Origin of the sequence: Lachnotalea sp. AF33-28 (genome assembly GCF_003477885.1) — a bacterium.
In the GTDB taxonomy this organism is placed as follows: domain Bacteria; phylum Bacillota; class Clostridia; order Lachnospirales; family Lachnospiraceae; genus AF33-28.
This window is the reverse complement of the sequence record NZ_QUEE01000013.1, coordinates 82202-98365: the sequence shown is the minus strand read 5'-3', so window position 1 is coordinate 98365 and position 16164 is coordinate 82202. Positions and strand designations below refer to the sequence as shown.

Sequence of the window (16164 nt, the reverse complement as noted above, 5' to 3'; positions counted from 1 at the left end):
TCGGCTGGCGACAAGATATTATGCCGCTTACGCGCCCCGCCGCAGGCGGTCACATCTTGATCGCGCTGCTCACCAGACCTTCTATATAATATTTATTTGCCGTCACAAACAGGATGATCAGCGGGATGGATGCCACAAGGTAGCCGGAAAATGTGACCGGCATATTGCTGGAATACTGCTTGGTAAAGGATACCAGAAGCCCGGCCGAAATCGTCAGTTTTTCATAGTCGTGGATCGTGATCATCGGCCACAGATAATCGTTCCAGACGTCAATCACTTTCATGATGGCAAGCGTTCCCATGATCGGCATGCACAGCGGGATGGCAATCCTGCTGTAGCACTGGAATTCACCGGCGCCGTCGATCCTGGCCGCCTCAAAGATATCTTTGGGCAGGCTTTTAAAAAAGGCATTCAGAAGGAATACGCCGAATATGGATCCCCCAATGACGATCGGAAGGATCAGCACTGTCAGGCTGTCCAAAAGGCCCAGGGAACGGTAGATTGAATAGGAGGGAACCAGCGTCAGTATGCCGGGCACCATCATCAGCGCGATCACCATCGCGAACAGAATTTTTCTTCCCGGAAACTCCATCCTGGCGAATACATACGCCGACAGGGAGGCGATGAACAGGCATCCGCCCACCCCTGCCGCCGCGACGATCACAGTGTTTAACACATATCTCCAGGTCTGGCTGAAGGCAACGGCCATATTGCTCAAACGCAGCGGCAGCGTGGGATACCATTTCGTGTAGTCATAGGCCGACTGGGACTTAAACGCGTTCCATAAGGACATCGCCAGCGGATAAACCATCATAAATAAAAGCAGAATAATAATGATATGCAGGCAGGCCTGCGGTATGCTAAGCTTTTTCCTTTTTTTCATGCAAACCCTCTTTTCCGCCGGAATCCGTCAGCTGTCCACATCGAACCGGCCGGCATTCATCAGTTTAAACGTCAGGGCGGTGATCAGCGCGATCACCACAAAGATCACGGTGCCGATGGCACAGGCATATCCCATGTTGCCCGCGGTAAACGCCTGCAAGTACATATAGTAGCCCGGCACATAAGTCGCGTATCCCGGCCGCCCCTGTGTCAGGACGATCTGCACGCTGTAGTCCTGCAGGCCGCCGATGATGCCGAAGACCAGAAAATACCGGATCTGGCCCACGATATTGGGCAGATCGATAAAACAGATTCTTTTTAAGGTGCTGCAGCCGTCCAGCCGCGAAGCCTCAATCACTTCCTGGGAGATTCCCATCAGCCCGGACATGTAGATCAGCACGCTGGTTCCTCCGATCCAGGGAAACCCCATAAAGATGATGGAAGGGATTACCGTTTTAACGCTGCCCAGCCAGTCCACGATCTGTTCTTCTCCAAGGATGCCTAAGGCCTTTAAAATGGCGGTCAGAAGCCCTCCGTTGGGATCAAATATGTTTTTCCAGATCAGCGTTCCCACAATGCCCGGCGCCACGATGGGCAGCAGGATCAGCACGCGGTACATGGACTGATATTTCTTGTTTCTGACCGAAAATATCATCTCTGCCATAATGAGCGGTACAATGATGCCGATCAGCAGCTTTGGTATCATGATCTTAAACATCGTGGGGACAGAATTTAAAAACACCTCATCCTGAAACAGCTTCCTGTAGTTGTCCAGACCGGTAAAAACCCCTTCCCTCACCCCGTCCCAGTCAAAAAAGGAACGGTAGACGCCCAGCACCGGAGGGTAATAGGAAAACAGAATCAGGCCCGCAAACAGAGGCAGCAGGAACAGATAGGCATATCTGCCCTTCCAGATCCGGTGAAGCAGTCCCTTTGTATTTTTGCTCTTCATCATCTCTTTTCGCCCGCACGCCGTGCGCACAGGCTCTCGCCTCCTCACTCGCCAAATATGCCGTCCAGTATTGAGCTGTCGGTTTTTGTTGTTTCCGGTTTTTTCAGTTCCAGCAGAAACTCAGCCTTCGTATTGATTTCAATGAACACAGAGTTGGATTCATCGGAAAAGGAAAGGCATACGTCCCGGAGTTCAGTGATGCCGGAGGCCTTATAGGGGTAGTAGATAAAGCTCACTGCCCCTTTGCCGTCCGTCACTTCTCTCTGGGAATGAAACATGCCTCCGTTCTTTGAGATCGCGAACAGGGTGTGCCCCTCCACGGGCTGGCCGGCATGATCCGTCAGAAGCAGTGTGACGGTCACCGGCGTCTGTCCGTCCGCCACCGCCGGATTCGGATCCATGCTCACCAGGCTGATATGAAACATCCTGGACCTTGCATAGTCAAATCCGGCAATCAGGCAGAGTCCGAGGCATACTGCCAGAAATATGATAAGTTTTCTCTTAACCCCTGATTTCATTCTGAAGCACACCCGCTTTCTTGCATTCTTTTTGTGCGGAGACTCTGCTCCGCCGTTTTCTACCAGCCGGTCGTGTCCACATTCATGCTCTTAATGTAGTCATCTGCACCCTTCTGCTGGATCTCGTTCACTTTTTCAAAGAATTCGTCATCTTCCATGCTGTCTTTCACCCAAAGCTCAAAATTGCTGTCCAGGGCTAACCCCTGCTCGTCGGTAAATGCGCCGGGCCAGTTTGTCTTAGGTGTCACCGCAAACGGCTGGCTGATCCAGTCCGTAAGGATCGGGGGCACATCCGCGCCCTTCACTGCGCCGATATCCGAGCCCTGCTCTAAAACCAGAGCGCTGATGTTCTCCGGTGTGGTCAAAAATTTCAGGAATTTAACGGCAGCATCCAGCACTTCCGGCTTGCCTTCCACAGCAGGCTTCATGATATTCAGCTGAAGATCGGGGTCGGGCTGGTAGGGGCCCGCTTCCGTGTATGCAGCGTCCGCCGCGTATTCGGTGGTATCCTTCTGGATCGGAGGCACGGCGAACACGCCATATGCGCATTTTCTTTCCTTATTGCTGTTTTCAGACTGGAGGATCCAGGTGCCATCCTCTCTCATGCCGACCTTGCCTTCGTTCCAGAGCGATACATAATCCGTGCTTTCCCAGCCGGTCTCCAGAACTTCGGTATAATAACGCTTCAGCTGACGGAAAAATTCCTTTGCGTATTCTTTATCCACGGGGTTGTACAGCCCGGCTTTCACCGCACGCAGCTGCTCCGCTGTCGATACCTTGCCATCTTTGTCGTAATCTGTTTCATCCATGATGCCTGCCGCTATGTAAGGCCCCACCGAGAATTGCTCCACCCAGGAGCCGAAGGTAATGTTGGGCAGGATATTGGTCGGCGATACGCCGGTATAACCGGCTTCCTTCAGCTTGCCGGCGGCTGTGATCAGTTCTTCCCAGGTCTTCGGAACCTGAAGCCCCAGCTCATCAAATGCGTCCTGATTGTAGAAATAACCGGTGGCCGGGCCGGCATACAGCGCGATGGGAATGGCAACCACCTTCTGATTGGCATCCGCTACGCTGGAATTGGTCCAGAGATACTCCGGGAACAGATCCCGCCATTTCTCATTGCCTTCCACGAATTCATTGGGCGTATCCAGATATTCATCCAGCGGCAGATACCAGTCCCTGTCCTGATACTGGGTTCCCCAGCTGAATGCGATGGCCGGGCAGTTGCCGGCGTTGATCTGGGTGGTGAACCACTCCGCCGTCTCCGCCTGCAGCGCACCGACCGGTTTGGTCCGCGCCCATTTTACCGTAATATTCGGATACATCTCCTGAAAGGCATCGGCGATCACCTGAGGAGACAGAAACACGTTGGGGTTTTCTTCCGTGGCCTCCGTATTAATCGTGGGCATCCAGCCGTGCATATCCACCAGCAGCTCCACCTGTGCGCCGTCAGATACAGCTTTCGTGCTCTCCGCTTCGCTCCCCGCTGCCTTCGTGCCCTCAGTGGCCGCAGCCGCTGTGGTTTCGGGGCTTTTTGTTTCTTTGTCACCGTTCTGCGCCTTCTGGCTGCAGCCGACAGCTCCCATCAGCATCACTGCCGCAAGAAACAGCGCAATTGACCTCTTAAATCTTTTCATAGTAACCTCCTTATTGTTTTTATTGATCCGGAAAGGCTTGTAATCCCGGACCCTGCTGTTGATAATTTCAGTATAGTGCAATTTACCGATCCCACAAGCCGGTAAGCGGCTATTTTTTTGTGCTTTTCGGTTATTTCTTCTGGATTTTATTTCAAAATATTGTATAATTACTTCATACGGGATCGTCTGTTTCCACGCGTCTGTAAACAAACGCCTGTATCACATAAAACCTGCGAGGTATGCTCATGGCACTGGTCAGTTTTGAATATCTTTCCCATTTTTACCACACCAAAAGGAAGTTTGTACAGTCCCATAACCACAGCTGCTACGAGCTGGTGTATTATTTGGATGGGACAGGGGAAACGGCCATTAACGGCAAATTAATCCACCGCTACCGTCCTTTAACCTACGCGCTTTATAAGCCTTATGATTTCCACACGGAAACCCATGAAACGGCCTCTTCCGTCTACTGTCTGGGTTTTTATCTGGGACCGGAATGCCCGTTTGAGCCTGAATCGGGATTGTATGAGGATGCAGATCACACGGTATGGGGACTGATTGAAAAACTTTCAGAAGAGATTGCGCAGAAGAGGGATCATTATAACATCGCCGCCGAACTCTATACCGGAGAACTCCTGCTGAACCACCAGCGCAATTTCGGAGAAAAGCAGAGAAACTTCAGCTCATTAAACTATATCTTTCGTTTTTTAGATGAAAATTTCGCACAGGATATCAGCCTGCAGACCCTTGTGGATATGTCCGGCTACAGCTATGACTATTTCCGCCATATCTTTCGGGAAGCCGTGGGGATCTCGCCTAAAAACTATATCTTGGAAAAGCGCATTACCTACGCGAGGAAACTGCTGATTGAAAAGAAACTGCCCATGTCCGAAATCGCACAGCTGTGCGGATTTTCCAGCGCATCGCAGTTCAATGTGATATTTAAGAAACGCATGGGGATCTCACCCCTGCAGTATAAGAAACTGTATAAAAATTATCAGGAAAATGTGGCGAACCTGGCGGGAGATTTTGAGGTGGCGCCGGAGGAGATGTAGATAGGGATCATTTAACGCTTCACCCAATTTACAATCTCCTCCGCAATCGCGCCGGCTGTTTTCCCGTCCGTCTCCACCGCGAGGTCGGCGGCCGCGCGGTAATGCCTCTCCCGTTCCCTCATTAGCCCCTCTATGTATTCCACATTCATGTGTCCGTTTAAGATCGGGCGGTCATTGCTCTTGCTGCACCGTTCAAGGATTGTCTGCGGCGTGGCTGTCAGCCATATAACGGTTCCTTCCCGCTTCATGATCTCCACATTTTCCTCCCGCAGTACAGCTCCGCCTCCACAGGATACCACCGCGGGCTTTCCGGCTGTTTCCTTAAGTGCCAGCGTCTCTGCCCTGCGGAAATATTCTTCTCCGCTTCCGCTGAAAATATCCCGGATTTTTTTATGTTCCCGCTCTTCCACCAGCTGGTCCGAATCGATCACAGGAAGCTTTAGCTTACTTCCCAGCTCCAGGCTGACCGTCGTCTTTCCGCAGCCCATGAATCCGATTAAAAAGATTGTTCTCATATTAAAGCACCATTTCCCTGTATTCCTGTTTCCATTCTCCCAGAAGCCCGGCTATAAACGCCGGCCGTTTCACCGCATCCTTCTGAAATACGGTTCTGGCTTCCAGCGCTTTGCCTGTCTGCATCAGCTGTTTTCTGATATTTTCAAACTCTTCTTTCCAGCTGTAGAGCTGCTTTGGGGATACTCCCGCAAAGATCTCTTCCCAGTCCATGGCCTCTTCATCAAACAGCGAGAGCATATAGATCTCCCTGACAATCTCGTTGTCCTTCAGCGTTTCATAGGCCTTCAGCATGCACTGAGCGGCTTTCTCCACATAGAACAGGCCCGCATAGGCCACTCCCTTGTTGTGCCAGATGCGGGCGCAGAACTCCTCCGTCATCCCCTTTTGGACGGGGTCGTCCAAGAGAGAGTCATACACCTTTAATGCATTGTTGTATTTCTTCTGCTTCACCAGAAAATCGGCTTTATTTTTGGCCAGTTCAAAGGAACTGGCAGATTTTTTCTTCTCCAGCTGCTTTTTAAAAGCGGTCAGCTCCGATTCATCATAATAGTGAATTTCCTGAAGGATGGTTAAAAGCAGCTGCCCCGAAGCGGCGTGCCCCATATGCTGGCGCAGCTGATCCTCTAACTGGGTAAGTCCCAGCTCCGACCCGATAAAGGCGAGCAGCTGCGGACTCACAAAGGAATCTTCTATCATGAAAATATTGTTGTAAATATAATAGCAAAGCTCTTCTGCCGTATAGAGCGACAGTCCCAGCTCACTGATATAAAACGGGCGTTTGGCTGTCCTGCCGGTGCATAAGATCAATCTCCCCATGCCGCTCTCCCTCCCTGTGTGTATGTCCGGATCTTTGCATTTAATTGTTCAGATAAAAATAACGTTTGATTTCCTGGCCGGAGGAAGGGAACAGGTCGCCGAAGCCCTTATCAATCAGGCGGACCATCATGCAGTCTTCCTTAATAAATGCCACGATCATCTCGATGCGGGTCGCTTTGGCAGGCCTCACCGGAAATTCCTTAAGAGGCACCGACAGCTTTGTCTGTCTCGGATTGTCCGCCGGCGTCACGGTAAAATCCACACTGTCCTTGTTGTCCAGAATGAATTCAATATCCGCCTTCGCCTCATACCAGTTTGTTCCCGCGCCGGCCACGATCATCTGGCGGTTTCTGCCGGCACAGACGGCTTCCATGGAAACCGTATAGCGTATACGGCCCTCACAGATGCAGATATAGGGATAGGACGTGCTTTCCAGGGTATTATCAAAAGCGATATAGGCAGCGCCTTTGGCAAACAGATTCTGCCCCGCAAATACCCTTCGTTTATTGCATATAAATTTCAGGAAGCCCGATGCCCAGTCATTTGTCTCAAACCCTCTGCCTGTCAAAAACACAGAAGACATGAGCTTTTTATTTAACAGTCGTTCAGCACAGGAGCACAGTATGGTATCCGCCAGCTTTCCGCCTGACTTGGTCTCCAGAATCTCCAGGCTGAATGCCTCTTCCAGCTCCTGATGAGCCACCTCCACAATCTGCGGGCTGCGCCCCCGGATCACACGCAGCTCATAATAGTGCAGCCCCGTCTCCGTCAGATCGAACAGGCAGGACTGATTACGCCACAGCTCTTTCTGCTGGCTGATCACATAATACAGAAAGCTTTCCGTATGGCTGATGATATGCACGCGGTCCCTCTTTACACCCAGGCGGTCCGCGATTCGAATCAGCGTGTCCATCACCACCGGATCCAGCGTCTGGATCGTAAATACCAGCTCCTCTATCTCCGCGGTCTTGTATTTAGTCAGCGGAATCATCAGAAGCCGGCCGATAAAAAGCTCCAGCAGCTGTTCCGCTTCGTATTTTGTGCCTTCCATGGTGGATGTTCCGCCCTTTGCAGCCAGCGAAATCAGCTTATCCACCATGATGCCCTCCCCCATCAGGGCATAGCGGTATGCATCTTCCCCGATATACCAGCTCTCATTACCCTTTCGTTTGCATAAAACAGTGGGGATCAGACATTGGCTGTCATCTTCTGACATGCCGACGGATTCCGCTTCCAGATTTTTTGTATTAAAAAAGCTGATCTGGCTGCAATCATCGCACAGGTCAATTCCAAGCAGCAGCCCCTGCATAATTATCCCCCCTTTTACAGTATTTCAAATAGTTTATCCACGGCGGCGTCTCTCACTGCATACTCCACCATCTGTTCTTTCAGTTTCGGCTCATTGCCTGTCTTTTCTTCATCCAGCATCCTGTTTATTACGGCCAGGCGGTTTTTCAGCGGGCTGTCCACATCCCTGCCACCTTCTATGGTGCCGTCCTCAAGAGCCGTGATATCAATGCCGGAAATCTCCACGATACAGTAATCCAGACGTTCATTCTCAAACAGCACCAATGTCTTAACAAAGACGCCCTCATACATGTGGCGCATGTCTTCTTCCATCCACTGCCCCATACCCGGAGTCAGCCTGGTGCGTATGCGAAGCCTTGCATGCTTTTGTGCCCTGCATTCGATGATGGTATAATCGCAGAACGCGCATTCCATGCCCAGCTTATCCGCCAGCTCTTTAAGATGCCGGAATACCATACCACGTTTTTCAAGAATATTCAATAGTCTCGCGGCCAGATTTTTCTGTTCATCCGTAAGGGTTTCCAAAGATGCATAATACTTGGTGACTGCCAGCATGTGGATCAGAATCATATTGCAGTCCAGTGTCACCGCAGCCGCCTTTTTTTCAATATAATAAAAGACTTCCGCATCCATATCCAGCTGCCCCAGAAAATAGGCATGGCATTTTAAAGTGAAATAGGCATCCAGTATCATCGGGTCGGCCGTCTGTCGTTTCACATAATCCGCGAACACTTCATCCAGATGTTCGGTGCTCTCCACAAACATCAGCTGGGCCAGCAGGCGTTCCTCCATGTCATAGGTCTCCACCTGGCTGTTGGCCGCTGTTTTCAGTATCTGATACATCTCTTCGCTGCTGCCGTTAAAGTATTCGCAGAGGTATTCCAGAATCACGCTGTCAAACTTCTCCTCCATAAAGACGTAGTAGGACAGCTGCAGCAGAAACCGGTCCTCCTCGTATACTTTCTGCAGTATCATCCGGCTGCACAGCTTAAACAGGCGGCTGGCCTTCACCTTCTCATACCCGTATTCCCGTATGATCTCATAGGCCTCCGGATAATAGCCCTTCTGGATCAAAAGTTCCAGATACTGCCGCCGCATTTCCTCATCCAGCAGATCCTTATCCAGCCCAAGAAGAAACGGGTCACATTTTCCGTCCGTGCCGTTTTTGGAAAACCAGATGAGCACGGCCCTTAACAGCTGCTTTTTAAACAGCTCATGAAGCCCTTCTCCCGCTATCGCATCTTCAAACAGCCGGACCGTTTCCTCTGTCAGCGCCTGTTCATCCAGCGCCTGTCTGCAGCTGCGCATGGACAGCATAAAGTGATCGGGAAATGCACGAAAGCAGGCAGCCACCATCTTTGGCTCCTGCATGAGCGGCGTCCGGTCCAGCTTTTCTCCGCTGTAACGGTTTCCATAGCCGTCCTGCGTCAATACCTGGCAGTTCTCCGAAAATACCGGGACATAAGCAACCCCTCTGTGCACCGGAACGGTCACCGGATCGCACAGTTCTTCATAACAGACCACGATATGTGTCATATCTGGCAGGGAACAGCAGATTTTTTCTGTAAACAGGATGGCGGGAAACGCCTGTGCAATCTTTTCATCTATCATTTCCTCATAGATGATATGCCGATAGATCACCGCCAGATTTTCATCCGCATGTCCCAGGAACAGCTGCTCTAACGCAAAATCCTCGATCCTGTGACGGTACGCCTGATACATCTGGGAATCGTCTTTATAAAAGCGGATAATATTCGCATACAGCGCCGCCTGTGTCGCATAATCCAGCGAATGCTCGAAAGAAAAATATAAAAGAATCACCTTTGGCAGCTCACCGAAATAATCCTTTGGCAGCGTATAAAGATAGTAATCATAGAGTTTGGTCAGGCGCACATCGGATGATACGCCCAATTCATACCATGTGAAATATTTCTTATCCCTGCGGTCCCCTTTTATCAGTATACAGCACAGGGCGCTTAAAATCTCTTCATTTGGATACTGCTCATAGAGTATTTTCAGCAGACGGTAATAGCGGACACGGAATTCTTTTTCCGACGCGGAAAAACCGGCAATCCAGGAAGCGGTCTCCTCATCAAACAGCTCCCTTTTTGCCCCGAACAACAGGGCCTGAAGCTCAAAGCTGCCCAATTCCTTTATAAGCCCTTTATCCTCTTTATAGGTCATACAAGCTGCCAGGTACAGATATGGACTGTTTAAACCTCTGTCAAAATAGCTTTTAATTTTATCCAGCCGTAACACCGGATTTTCCTTCAGCATAGTGCTGACCTGCAAAAGCAGCATCAGGTTTATGACACGGCGGCACCCATCTTCATCATACCGTTCAAGAGCCGCCTCCAGGGAGGCGCTCTGCCCGTCGCTGCGGTCCATCTCCGCCTTCAGATACAGATACAGGCAGTAAGCGTCCGGATCTTCAGTTCTTTTATCGATGACACGGGCCGATGCATCCTCTATCAGCAGCAGTGCCGGCTCTTCTTTGTCCTGCATCAGGTACGCCAGGGCATGCAGCAGCTCCAGCAGATCGGAAGTCTGATAAGAGCTGCGCAGACGGCCCAGCTCTGTCTGGATGTTGTTTAACAAAAGCGCCTTCTCATACCTGCCTGCCATACAGTCCAGAAACAGATCCGTATACTTGGCCAGATGCCGCTGGAATTCCAGCGCCTTTCTGTAGCCTTCCTTCCTGTGGCTGGCCGATGTGACAGTCAGCGCAATCCGAAAGCTCTGCCAGGGCGTCTCAAGCTCTATGGAGCCGTAATTCAAACCGTCATGCAGGCCGGCCGGATCCACGTGATAGGAAAAGTAGCACTGCCCGTCCATAAAATCTTCATCCGTCAGCACATCCTTTTCCAGGCGGATGAACGCGGCATCAGCCTTCACCTGTATCCTCACATAACCCCAGGTGCTCTTCTCTATCCGCACGCGGTCGGAAAATCCCTGTTCCGGCATCTGATAGGTCTTGGCCGTATCCACCACGGAAAGCTTTATCCGCTCCTTCATCCCCAGTCCGACCAGGAATTCCTCAAGGGCGTTTTGCTTGCTGCCACGGGTTTTAAGGCCGTCATAGAGGCTTCTGACTGCGGGTTTCTGCATAAACGGAAGCAGCAAAAAATCAGGAGAATCAAAGAGTCTCCTGCCTTTCTCATATTCTGTTTTCACCAGTTCTGCAAACGCCGTAGCGGTCTGCGGTTCCTCCACAGCCTCGCCGGCATGAAAGATCGCCGCAGAAAACTGATAGGGGACCGAGCATTCGCCCCCGTTGAAGACCAAATGAAAAGTACCTGAAATAACGGTGTCTGCCGCCAGATGTTCTCCATCGATCTGGTAGCCGATCACCGCTTCTCTGCCGATAAACTGGCCTTTCTGCAATACGACTCTGCTGTCCGTGGAATAAGCCAGCCCCTTAAGTGACACGCCGTTTCTGCTGGTGATCCGAAGCTCACCGCGCACCTGCCTGCCGGCCGCAACCGTCTCCTCCACCTCTAAGGGCTGCACTTGGGCTTCCGGCCGTTCATATTCGACTACGCCTTTCGCCAGCCAACCAATCCGTTCTCTCAATTTCCTCACCCATGCCCTATCATTTGCCGATCCGGCACCGCAAAGGGGCGCCGGATGCACAGGATTTCATATTTCGCTACTATTAGTGTTAAGTGTATCATATATTGACGGATACCGCATCAGAATTTTGCTTTTTTTTAACCTGCAGCCGGAATTTCGGCAAAACAGACAACCCGGACGGTAGATTCTTTTACAATATTCCGATAGAAAAACGCGATCCGCAAAGGGAGGATCAGGGGAGCTTTTCCAGAAATTCCATATGTTCTCTGATCTTCTTTTCATATCCATTTTCGGAAGGGGAATAAAATACACATCCTTCCAGTTCGTCGGGTAGATACTGCTGTTTCACATAGTGATGCGGATAGTCGTGGGAATACTTGTAACCTGTACCATGTCCCAGCTTTGCCGCGCCGCCGTAGTGGGCATCCTGAAGGTGGGGAGGAACCGTGGCGATCTTCTGGTTCTGCACCGCGTCCATGGCCGCGCCGATGGCATTCACCGCAGAATTGCTCTTAGGCGCGGCGGCGATGTAGGTGACTGCCTGCGCCAGCACGATCTGGGCTTCCGGCATGCCGAGGCGTTCCACCGCCTGGGCAGCGGATACCGCTACGGTGAGGGCATAAGGGTCCGCATTGCCCACATCCTCGGACGCACAGATCATGATACGCCTGGCGATAAATTTGATGTCTTCCCCTGCGTAAAGCATGCGCGCCAGATAGTAGACGGCGGCGTCCGGATCTGATCCGCGCATGCTTTTTATGAAGGCGGATATCGTGTCATAGTGATTGTCTCCGGTCTTATCATAGCGCACCACGCGGCGCTGGATGCATTCCGAAGCCACGTCCAGGGTGATGTGAATCCTGCCGTCCTCGGCCTTGGGAGTGGTCAGAACAGCCAGTTCGATGGCGTTTAAAGCGGTTCTGGCATCGCCGCCGCTGATGTCGGAGAGGAAATCCAACGCGTCTTCATCAATCGCCGCGCCGTAGCTTCCCATGCCGCGCTCTTCATCGCAGACCGCGCGGCGCAGGATTTCTTTAATGTCCCCCTGCTCCAGGGGTTTTAGCTGAAAGATGATGGAACGGGAAATCAGAGCGCCGTTCACTTCAAAGTACGGGTTTTCCGTGGTGGCACCTATGAGGATGATGGTCCCATCCTCCACGTACGGCAGCAGGTAGTCCTGCTGGCCTTTGTTGAAGCGGTGGATCTCGTCGATGAACAGGATCGTCTTTTTCTGATACATCCCCTGATTGTCTTTCGCCTGCTTTATGACCTCTTCCATGTCTTTCTTGCCGGCGGAGGTGGCGTTAATCTGTGTGAATTCTGCTTTCGTGGTGTTGGCTATGACCTTCGCAAGGGTGGTTTTGCCGGTGCCGGGCGGGCCGTATAATATGAGAGAGCTTAACTTATCGGCCTTAATGGCGCGATAGAGCAGCTTGTCTTTTCCGATGATGTGCTTCTGGCCCACTACCTCGTCCAAAGTGCGGGGACGCAGGCGGGATGCCAGGGGGGATTCTTTTTGCTGGGTGGTTTGTCTCATGTAATCGAATAGGTCCATGGTGGGGTGGCCTCCGTTTCGTTTGGTGGGATTTAAAAAAGGGGCGGGCGGGGCAGCCCGGAAGTCCGCTGTGCAGCTCGACTCCGCTGCGGCATGTCTCGGCCATGAGTCCGCTGTGCAGCTCGACTCCGCTGCGGCACGTCTCGCCCATAAGTCCGCTGTGCAGCTCGACTCCGCTGCGCTTCGTCTCGCTCACGGGCTTCGCCCTATGGGAATAAACAAATAAGCAGGGGACCTTATGTGCGAGCACAACGGTCCCCTGCTTATTTGTTTATTCCCGCACTGCTCATTGCCTTCGTAGTATATCATACTTCTAGCCAAAAATCATTCCATATGTTAAACTATTCTTATATATTTAATAACCGTTGTTACTGTTTACGGCAGCCGATAAAGCAGCGCATGGCGGGGCAGGGTATCGTCCTCATAGGGATCCCTCGAAGCCCGCCGGTACTTTCGCTGCGTAGTTTGCAGCGTTAGAACCGCTGCGTGCTTCACGGAGCGAGAGCGCGTCCCTATGAGGACGATACCCTGCCCCGCCATGCGCGGAACGTTTACGGCAGCTGAACAGTAACATAACCGGTCTAAATCCACAGGTTGGATAGAAGGAGGCACTATGTCTAAAATCAGATTTGCTATTGTAGGTTCCGGGTGGAGGGCGCTGTTCTATGTTCGGATCGCTAGAGCTCTGCCGGAATATTTTGAGGTGACGGCCATGCTGCTGCGCAGTATTGATAAGGCGGAGAGATTCCACACGCAGTATCAGATTCCTACTACGATCAGTAAGGAACGCCTGCTTAGGACACGGCCTGATTTTGTGGTAGTAGCCGTGGACAAGCCTTCTGTTGCCAAGGTTTCCATAGAATATCTGCAGGCCGGCGTTCCTGTGCTGGCAGAGACGCCCGCCGGTGATTCTTTGAGAGACCTTCTAAGGCTCTGGGACGCAAGGCAGAGGCTGAATGGGAAGATCCAGGTAGCTGAACAGTATTACCGCTACCCTACCCTCGCAGCAAAAATTGCCGCCGTGCGAATGGGGCTTCTGGGTGATCCCTATTTCGTGAATATTTCCACCGTGCATGACTACCATGCGGCCAGCCTGATCCGGCAGTTCTTAAACACCGGCAATGAGGCCGTCACGGTATTCGGCAAGCGCTACTATGTGCCCATCGTACAGACCGATTCGAGAAACGGGCTCACCACGGAAGGCGTGCTCAAGGAGTATAATGAACGCGTCCGCCTGACGCTGGAATTCGAAAGCGGCAAGACAGCGTTTTATGATTTCGGAGGCGTTCAGTACCACTCCTATATCCGCACCCGCCATCTCAATGTCCAGGGGCCGAAGGGAGAGCTGGACGACGATACGATCCGTTACGTCAATGAGGATAATGTGCCCGTGTGTCAGCAGATCTGTCCGCTGCCTTCCAGCACCACCCCGGACATTCTCGCTGTCACCATGGGCGGGCAGCTGCTTTACCGCTCCGAATATCCGCTAACAGGCCTGACAGAAGATGAGATCGCCATAGCCGATCTGCTCCGCTATATGAAGACTTATGTGGACACCGGCACAGAGCCTGTCCCGGGATTCACCGACACCATGCAGGATGCTTATATTTATACGCTGATGAACCAGGCTGCCTCCCATCCGGACCAGAAGATTGTATCCGAAAAGCAGCCCTGGAATCCGTGACCGGAGGCTTTATGATAAACGAATTTTCACGCAGCGAACTGCTGCTGGGTCCTGATTCTATGAATCGGCTGAAAAATACCACCATCGCCCTGTTCGGGATCGGCGGCGTGGGATCCCACTGCGCTGAAGCGCTGGCAAGGGCAGGCATCGGGACACTGATTCTGGTGGACAACGACAGGGTCTCTCTCACCAATATCAACCGGCAGAGCATCGCATACCACAGCACAGTCGGATGTTACAAAACAGATCTGATGAAGCAGCGCATTGCGGACATCAATCCAAATGCCAGGGTCATTACTTTTGAGACCTTTGTGCTGCCGGAAAATATAGATGAGGTGCTGCCGGAGGGAATTGATTATATCATTGACGCCATCGATACGGTATCCGCCAAGCTGGCGCTGGCGCAGGCGGCATGGCAGAGACAGACCCCCATAATCAGCTGCATGGGCACCGGCAACAAGCTCCATGCACAGCTGTTTGAGATCGCCGACATCTATGAAACCAGCGTCTGTCCCCTGTGCCGTGTGATGCGTAAGGAGCTGAAGGCCAGGGGCATCCCCCGCCTAAAGGTGCTCTATTCCAGGGAGCAGCCGCTGCCGGCCCGAATTATGTCCGAGGAGAACACTTCCAAACGGGCGGTGCCGGGAAGCGTTTCCTTTGTGCCGCCGGTCGCCGGCCTCCTGATTGCCGGTGAGGCGATACGTGATGTGCTCAATATCCCGTCCTGCGGCAAGCCGGCGCTTTAATACTGCATGGCGCAATGATCAGGCGCCTGCAGTACCAGAACTTCTCATTCCAGCATCAGTTCATCCACTGTCACAAATTCATACCCTTCCTCCTGCAGGCAGTCCACGATTTCCAGGGCTGCCTGTACGGATGTTTTGTAGACATCGTGCAGGAGTATGATGGAATTGTTTTTTACGTTCTTTTTTATATGGTTCACGACGTACTGGGTATTTTGCGTCTTCCAGTCCAGGGGGTCCACCGTCCACAGCACCACTGTCATCTCCACCTGATCGTCCAGTTTTGAGTTCCAGGAACCGAAAGGGGGACGTATGTATTCCGGCACCTTTCCTGTCACCGCAAATATCTCCTGATTGGTTTTTTCGATTTCCTGCACCGCGCTCTCCACCGTCTCCTTGGAGAGCTGCACATGGGAATATGTATGGTTACCGATCAGATGCCCTTCCTGGGACATGCGTTTGATCACATCTTCATTTCCCTCTATGCTCTTACCGATCAAAAAGAAAGTGGCCCGTACCCCTCTCTCCTTAAGACCGTCAAGCAGCTCCTCCGTATACCGGGCATGGGGACCATCATCAAATGTCAGCGCTACATATTTTGTTTCTTCCTCTTTTGTAAAGGGTGCCACCTCCCCTGAATCTGCAGCCAGATCGCCCACGCCTATCTCTCTCTGTATCGTAAACAGCCCCAGTATCAGACATCCGTTCAGAACACATACCAGGGCACACAGCAAAACATTCTTCCATTTCATCTGCCAGGCCTCTTTCCCTTTGTTCTCAAGCACTCGCTGCGCCATATCTACAGTATATGCCCAAGGACAGCGTTCTGATGATTCCCCCCTTTAAATCGTCCTTGAAGTTCTCTGCATTATCATATATAATATAGTGAATGTCGTAAGTACCGTAATAAACAATACACATAAAA

Annotated in this window: 13 protein-coding genes; 3 read left to right on the top strand and 10 right to left on the bottom strand. The window is 51.8% G+C overall.

Annotated features, from left to right (window positions below; all coding sequences use genetic code 11):
• Window positions 1-49 precede the first annotated feature (49 nt).
• The 4 genes from DWZ56_RS16925 to DWZ56_RS16910 are packed head-to-tail and all read right to left on the bottom strand — an operon-like array spanning window position 50 to window position 3989.
• Window positions 50-883, bottom strand: coding sequence for a carbohydrate ABC transporter permease (locus DWZ56_RS16925; protein WP_118557784.1), 834 nt, complete (start codon window positions 881-883; stop codon window positions 50-52).
• Window positions 884-910: 27 nt separating this feature from the next.
• Entirely contained in the window at window positions 911-1837 is a 927-nt protein-coding gene (locus tag DWZ56_RS16920; protein WP_147369444.1) for a carbohydrate ABC transporter permease, read from the bottom strand.
• A 41-nt stretch (window positions 1838-1878) separates the two neighbouring features.
• Window positions 1879-2352 carry an Ig-like domain-containing protein gene (locus DWZ56_RS16915; RefSeq protein WP_118557782.1) on the bottom strand — a complete coding sequence of 158 codons (474 nt, stop codon included), beginning with the start codon at window positions 2350-2352 and terminating at the stop codon, window positions 1879-1881.
• Window positions 2353-2411: 59 nt separating this feature from the next.
• Complete coding sequence (locus DWZ56_RS16910) at window positions 2412-3989, bottom strand: ABC transporter substrate-binding protein (RefSeq protein WP_118557781.1); 1578 nt, start codon at window positions 3987-3989, stop codon at window positions 2412-2414.
• A gap of 245 nt (window positions 3990-4234) precedes the next feature.
• Here DWZ56_RS16910 and DWZ56_RS16905 point away from each other — a divergent pair, with 245 nt between their 5' ends.
• Window positions 4235-5044: a helix-turn-helix transcriptional regulator gene (locus DWZ56_RS16905; protein WP_158584642.1), complete on the top strand. Its 810-nt coding sequence runs from the start codon at window positions 4235-4237 to the stop codon at window positions 5042-5044.
• An 11-nt stretch (window positions 5045-5055) separates the two neighbouring features.
• Here DWZ56_RS16905 and DWZ56_RS16900 read toward each other — a convergent pair whose 3' ends face one another.
• From DWZ56_RS16900 to DWZ56_RS16880, 5 genes are all read right to left on the bottom strand, one after another.
• A complete protein-coding gene (locus DWZ56_RS16900; RefSeq protein WP_118557779.1) occupies window positions 5056-5559 on the bottom strand; it encodes a shikimate kinase in 504 nt (167 codons plus the stop codon).
• 1 nt (window position 5560) lies between these two features.
• Complete coding sequence (locus DWZ56_RS16895; RefSeq protein WP_118557778.1) at window positions 5561-6376, bottom strand: hypothetical protein; 816 nt, start codon at window positions 6374-6376, stop codon at window positions 5561-5563.
• Window positions 6377-6416: 40 nt separating this feature from the next.
• On the bottom strand, window positions 6417-7685 hold the full coding sequence (locus DWZ56_RS16890) for a DUF5716 family protein (protein ID WP_118557777.1): 1269 nt from the start codon (window positions 7683-7685) through the stop codon (window positions 6417-6419).
• A 14-nt stretch (window positions 7686-7699) separates the two neighbouring features.
• Window positions 7700-11257, bottom strand: coding sequence for a DUF5717 family protein (locus tag DWZ56_RS16885; RefSeq protein WP_147369443.1), 3558 nt, complete (start codon window positions 11255-11257; stop codon window positions 7700-7702).
• A gap of 232 nt (window positions 11258-11489) precedes the next feature.
• Window positions 11490-12812, bottom strand: a complete 1323-nt coding sequence (locus tag DWZ56_RS16880; protein WP_118557775.1) for an AAA family ATPase — start codon at window positions 12810-12812, stop codon at window positions 11490-11492.
• A gap of 613 nt (window positions 12813-13425) precedes the next feature.
• Here DWZ56_RS16880 and DWZ56_RS16870 point away from each other — a divergent pair.
• Window positions 13426-14496, top strand: a complete 1071-nt coding sequence (locus DWZ56_RS16870) for a Gfo/Idh/MocA family protein (RefSeq protein WP_118557773.1) — start codon at window positions 13426-13428, stop codon at window positions 14494-14496.
• Window positions 14497-14507: 11 nt separating this feature from the next.
• A complete protein-coding gene (locus tag DWZ56_RS16865) occupies window positions 14508-15242 on the top strand; it encodes a tRNA threonylcarbamoyladenosine dehydratase (RefSeq protein WP_118557772.1) in 735 nt (244 codons plus the stop codon).
• Window positions 15243-15286: 44 nt separating this feature from the next.
• Here DWZ56_RS16865 and DWZ56_RS16860 read toward each other — a convergent pair whose 3' ends face one another.
• On the bottom strand, window positions 15287-15991 hold the full coding sequence (locus tag DWZ56_RS16860) for a polysaccharide deacetylase family protein (protein WP_118557771.1): 705 nt from the start codon (window positions 15989-15991) through the stop codon (window positions 15287-15289).
• Window positions 15992-16164 lie beyond the last annotated feature (173 nt).

Coding starts and splice junctions, on each gene's coding strand:
- DWZ56_RS16925 (WP_118557784.1), bottom strand. CDS start 883: ATGAAAAAAAGGAAAAAGCTTAGCATACCGCAGGCCTGCCTGCATATC.
- DWZ56_RS16920 (WP_147369444.1), bottom strand. CDS start 1,837: ATGATGAAGAGCAAAAATACAAAGGGACTGCTTCACCGGATCTGGAAG.
- DWZ56_RS16915 (WP_118557782.1), bottom strand. CDS start 2,352: ATGAAATCAGGGGTTAAGAGAAAACTTATCATATTTCTGGCAGTATGC.
- DWZ56_RS16910 (WP_118557781.1), bottom strand. CDS start 3,989: ATGAAAAGATTTAAGAGGTCAATTGCGCTGTTTCTTGCGGCAGTGATG.
- DWZ56_RS16905 (WP_158584642.1), top strand. CDS start 4,235: ATGGCACTGGTCAGTTTTGAATATCTTTCCCATTTTTACCACACCAAA.
- DWZ56_RS16900 (WP_118557779.1), bottom strand. CDS start 5,559: ATGAGAACAATCTTTTTAATCGGATTCATGGGCTGCGGAAAGACGACG.
- DWZ56_RS16895 (WP_118557778.1), bottom strand. CDS start 6,376: ATGGGGAGATTGATCTTATGCACCGGCAGGACAGCCAAACGCCCGTTT.
- DWZ56_RS16890 (WP_118557777.1), bottom strand. CDS start 7,685: ATGCAGGGGCTGCTGCTTGGAATTGACCTGTGCGATGATTGCAGCCAG.
- DWZ56_RS16880 (WP_118557775.1), bottom strand. CDS start 12,812: ATGGACCTATTCGATTACATGAGACAAACCACCCAGCAAAAAGAATCC.
- DWZ56_RS16870 (WP_118557773.1), top strand. CDS start 13,426: ATGTCTAAAATCAGATTTGCTATTGTAGGTTCCGGGTGGAGGGCGCTG.
- DWZ56_RS16865 (WP_118557772.1), top strand. CDS start 14,508: ATGATAAACGAATTTTCACGCAGCGAACTGCTGCTGGGTCCTGATTCT.
- DWZ56_RS16860 (WP_118557771.1), bottom strand. CDS start 15,991: ATGAAATGGAAGAATGTTTTGCTGTGTGCCCTGGTATGTGTTCTGAAC.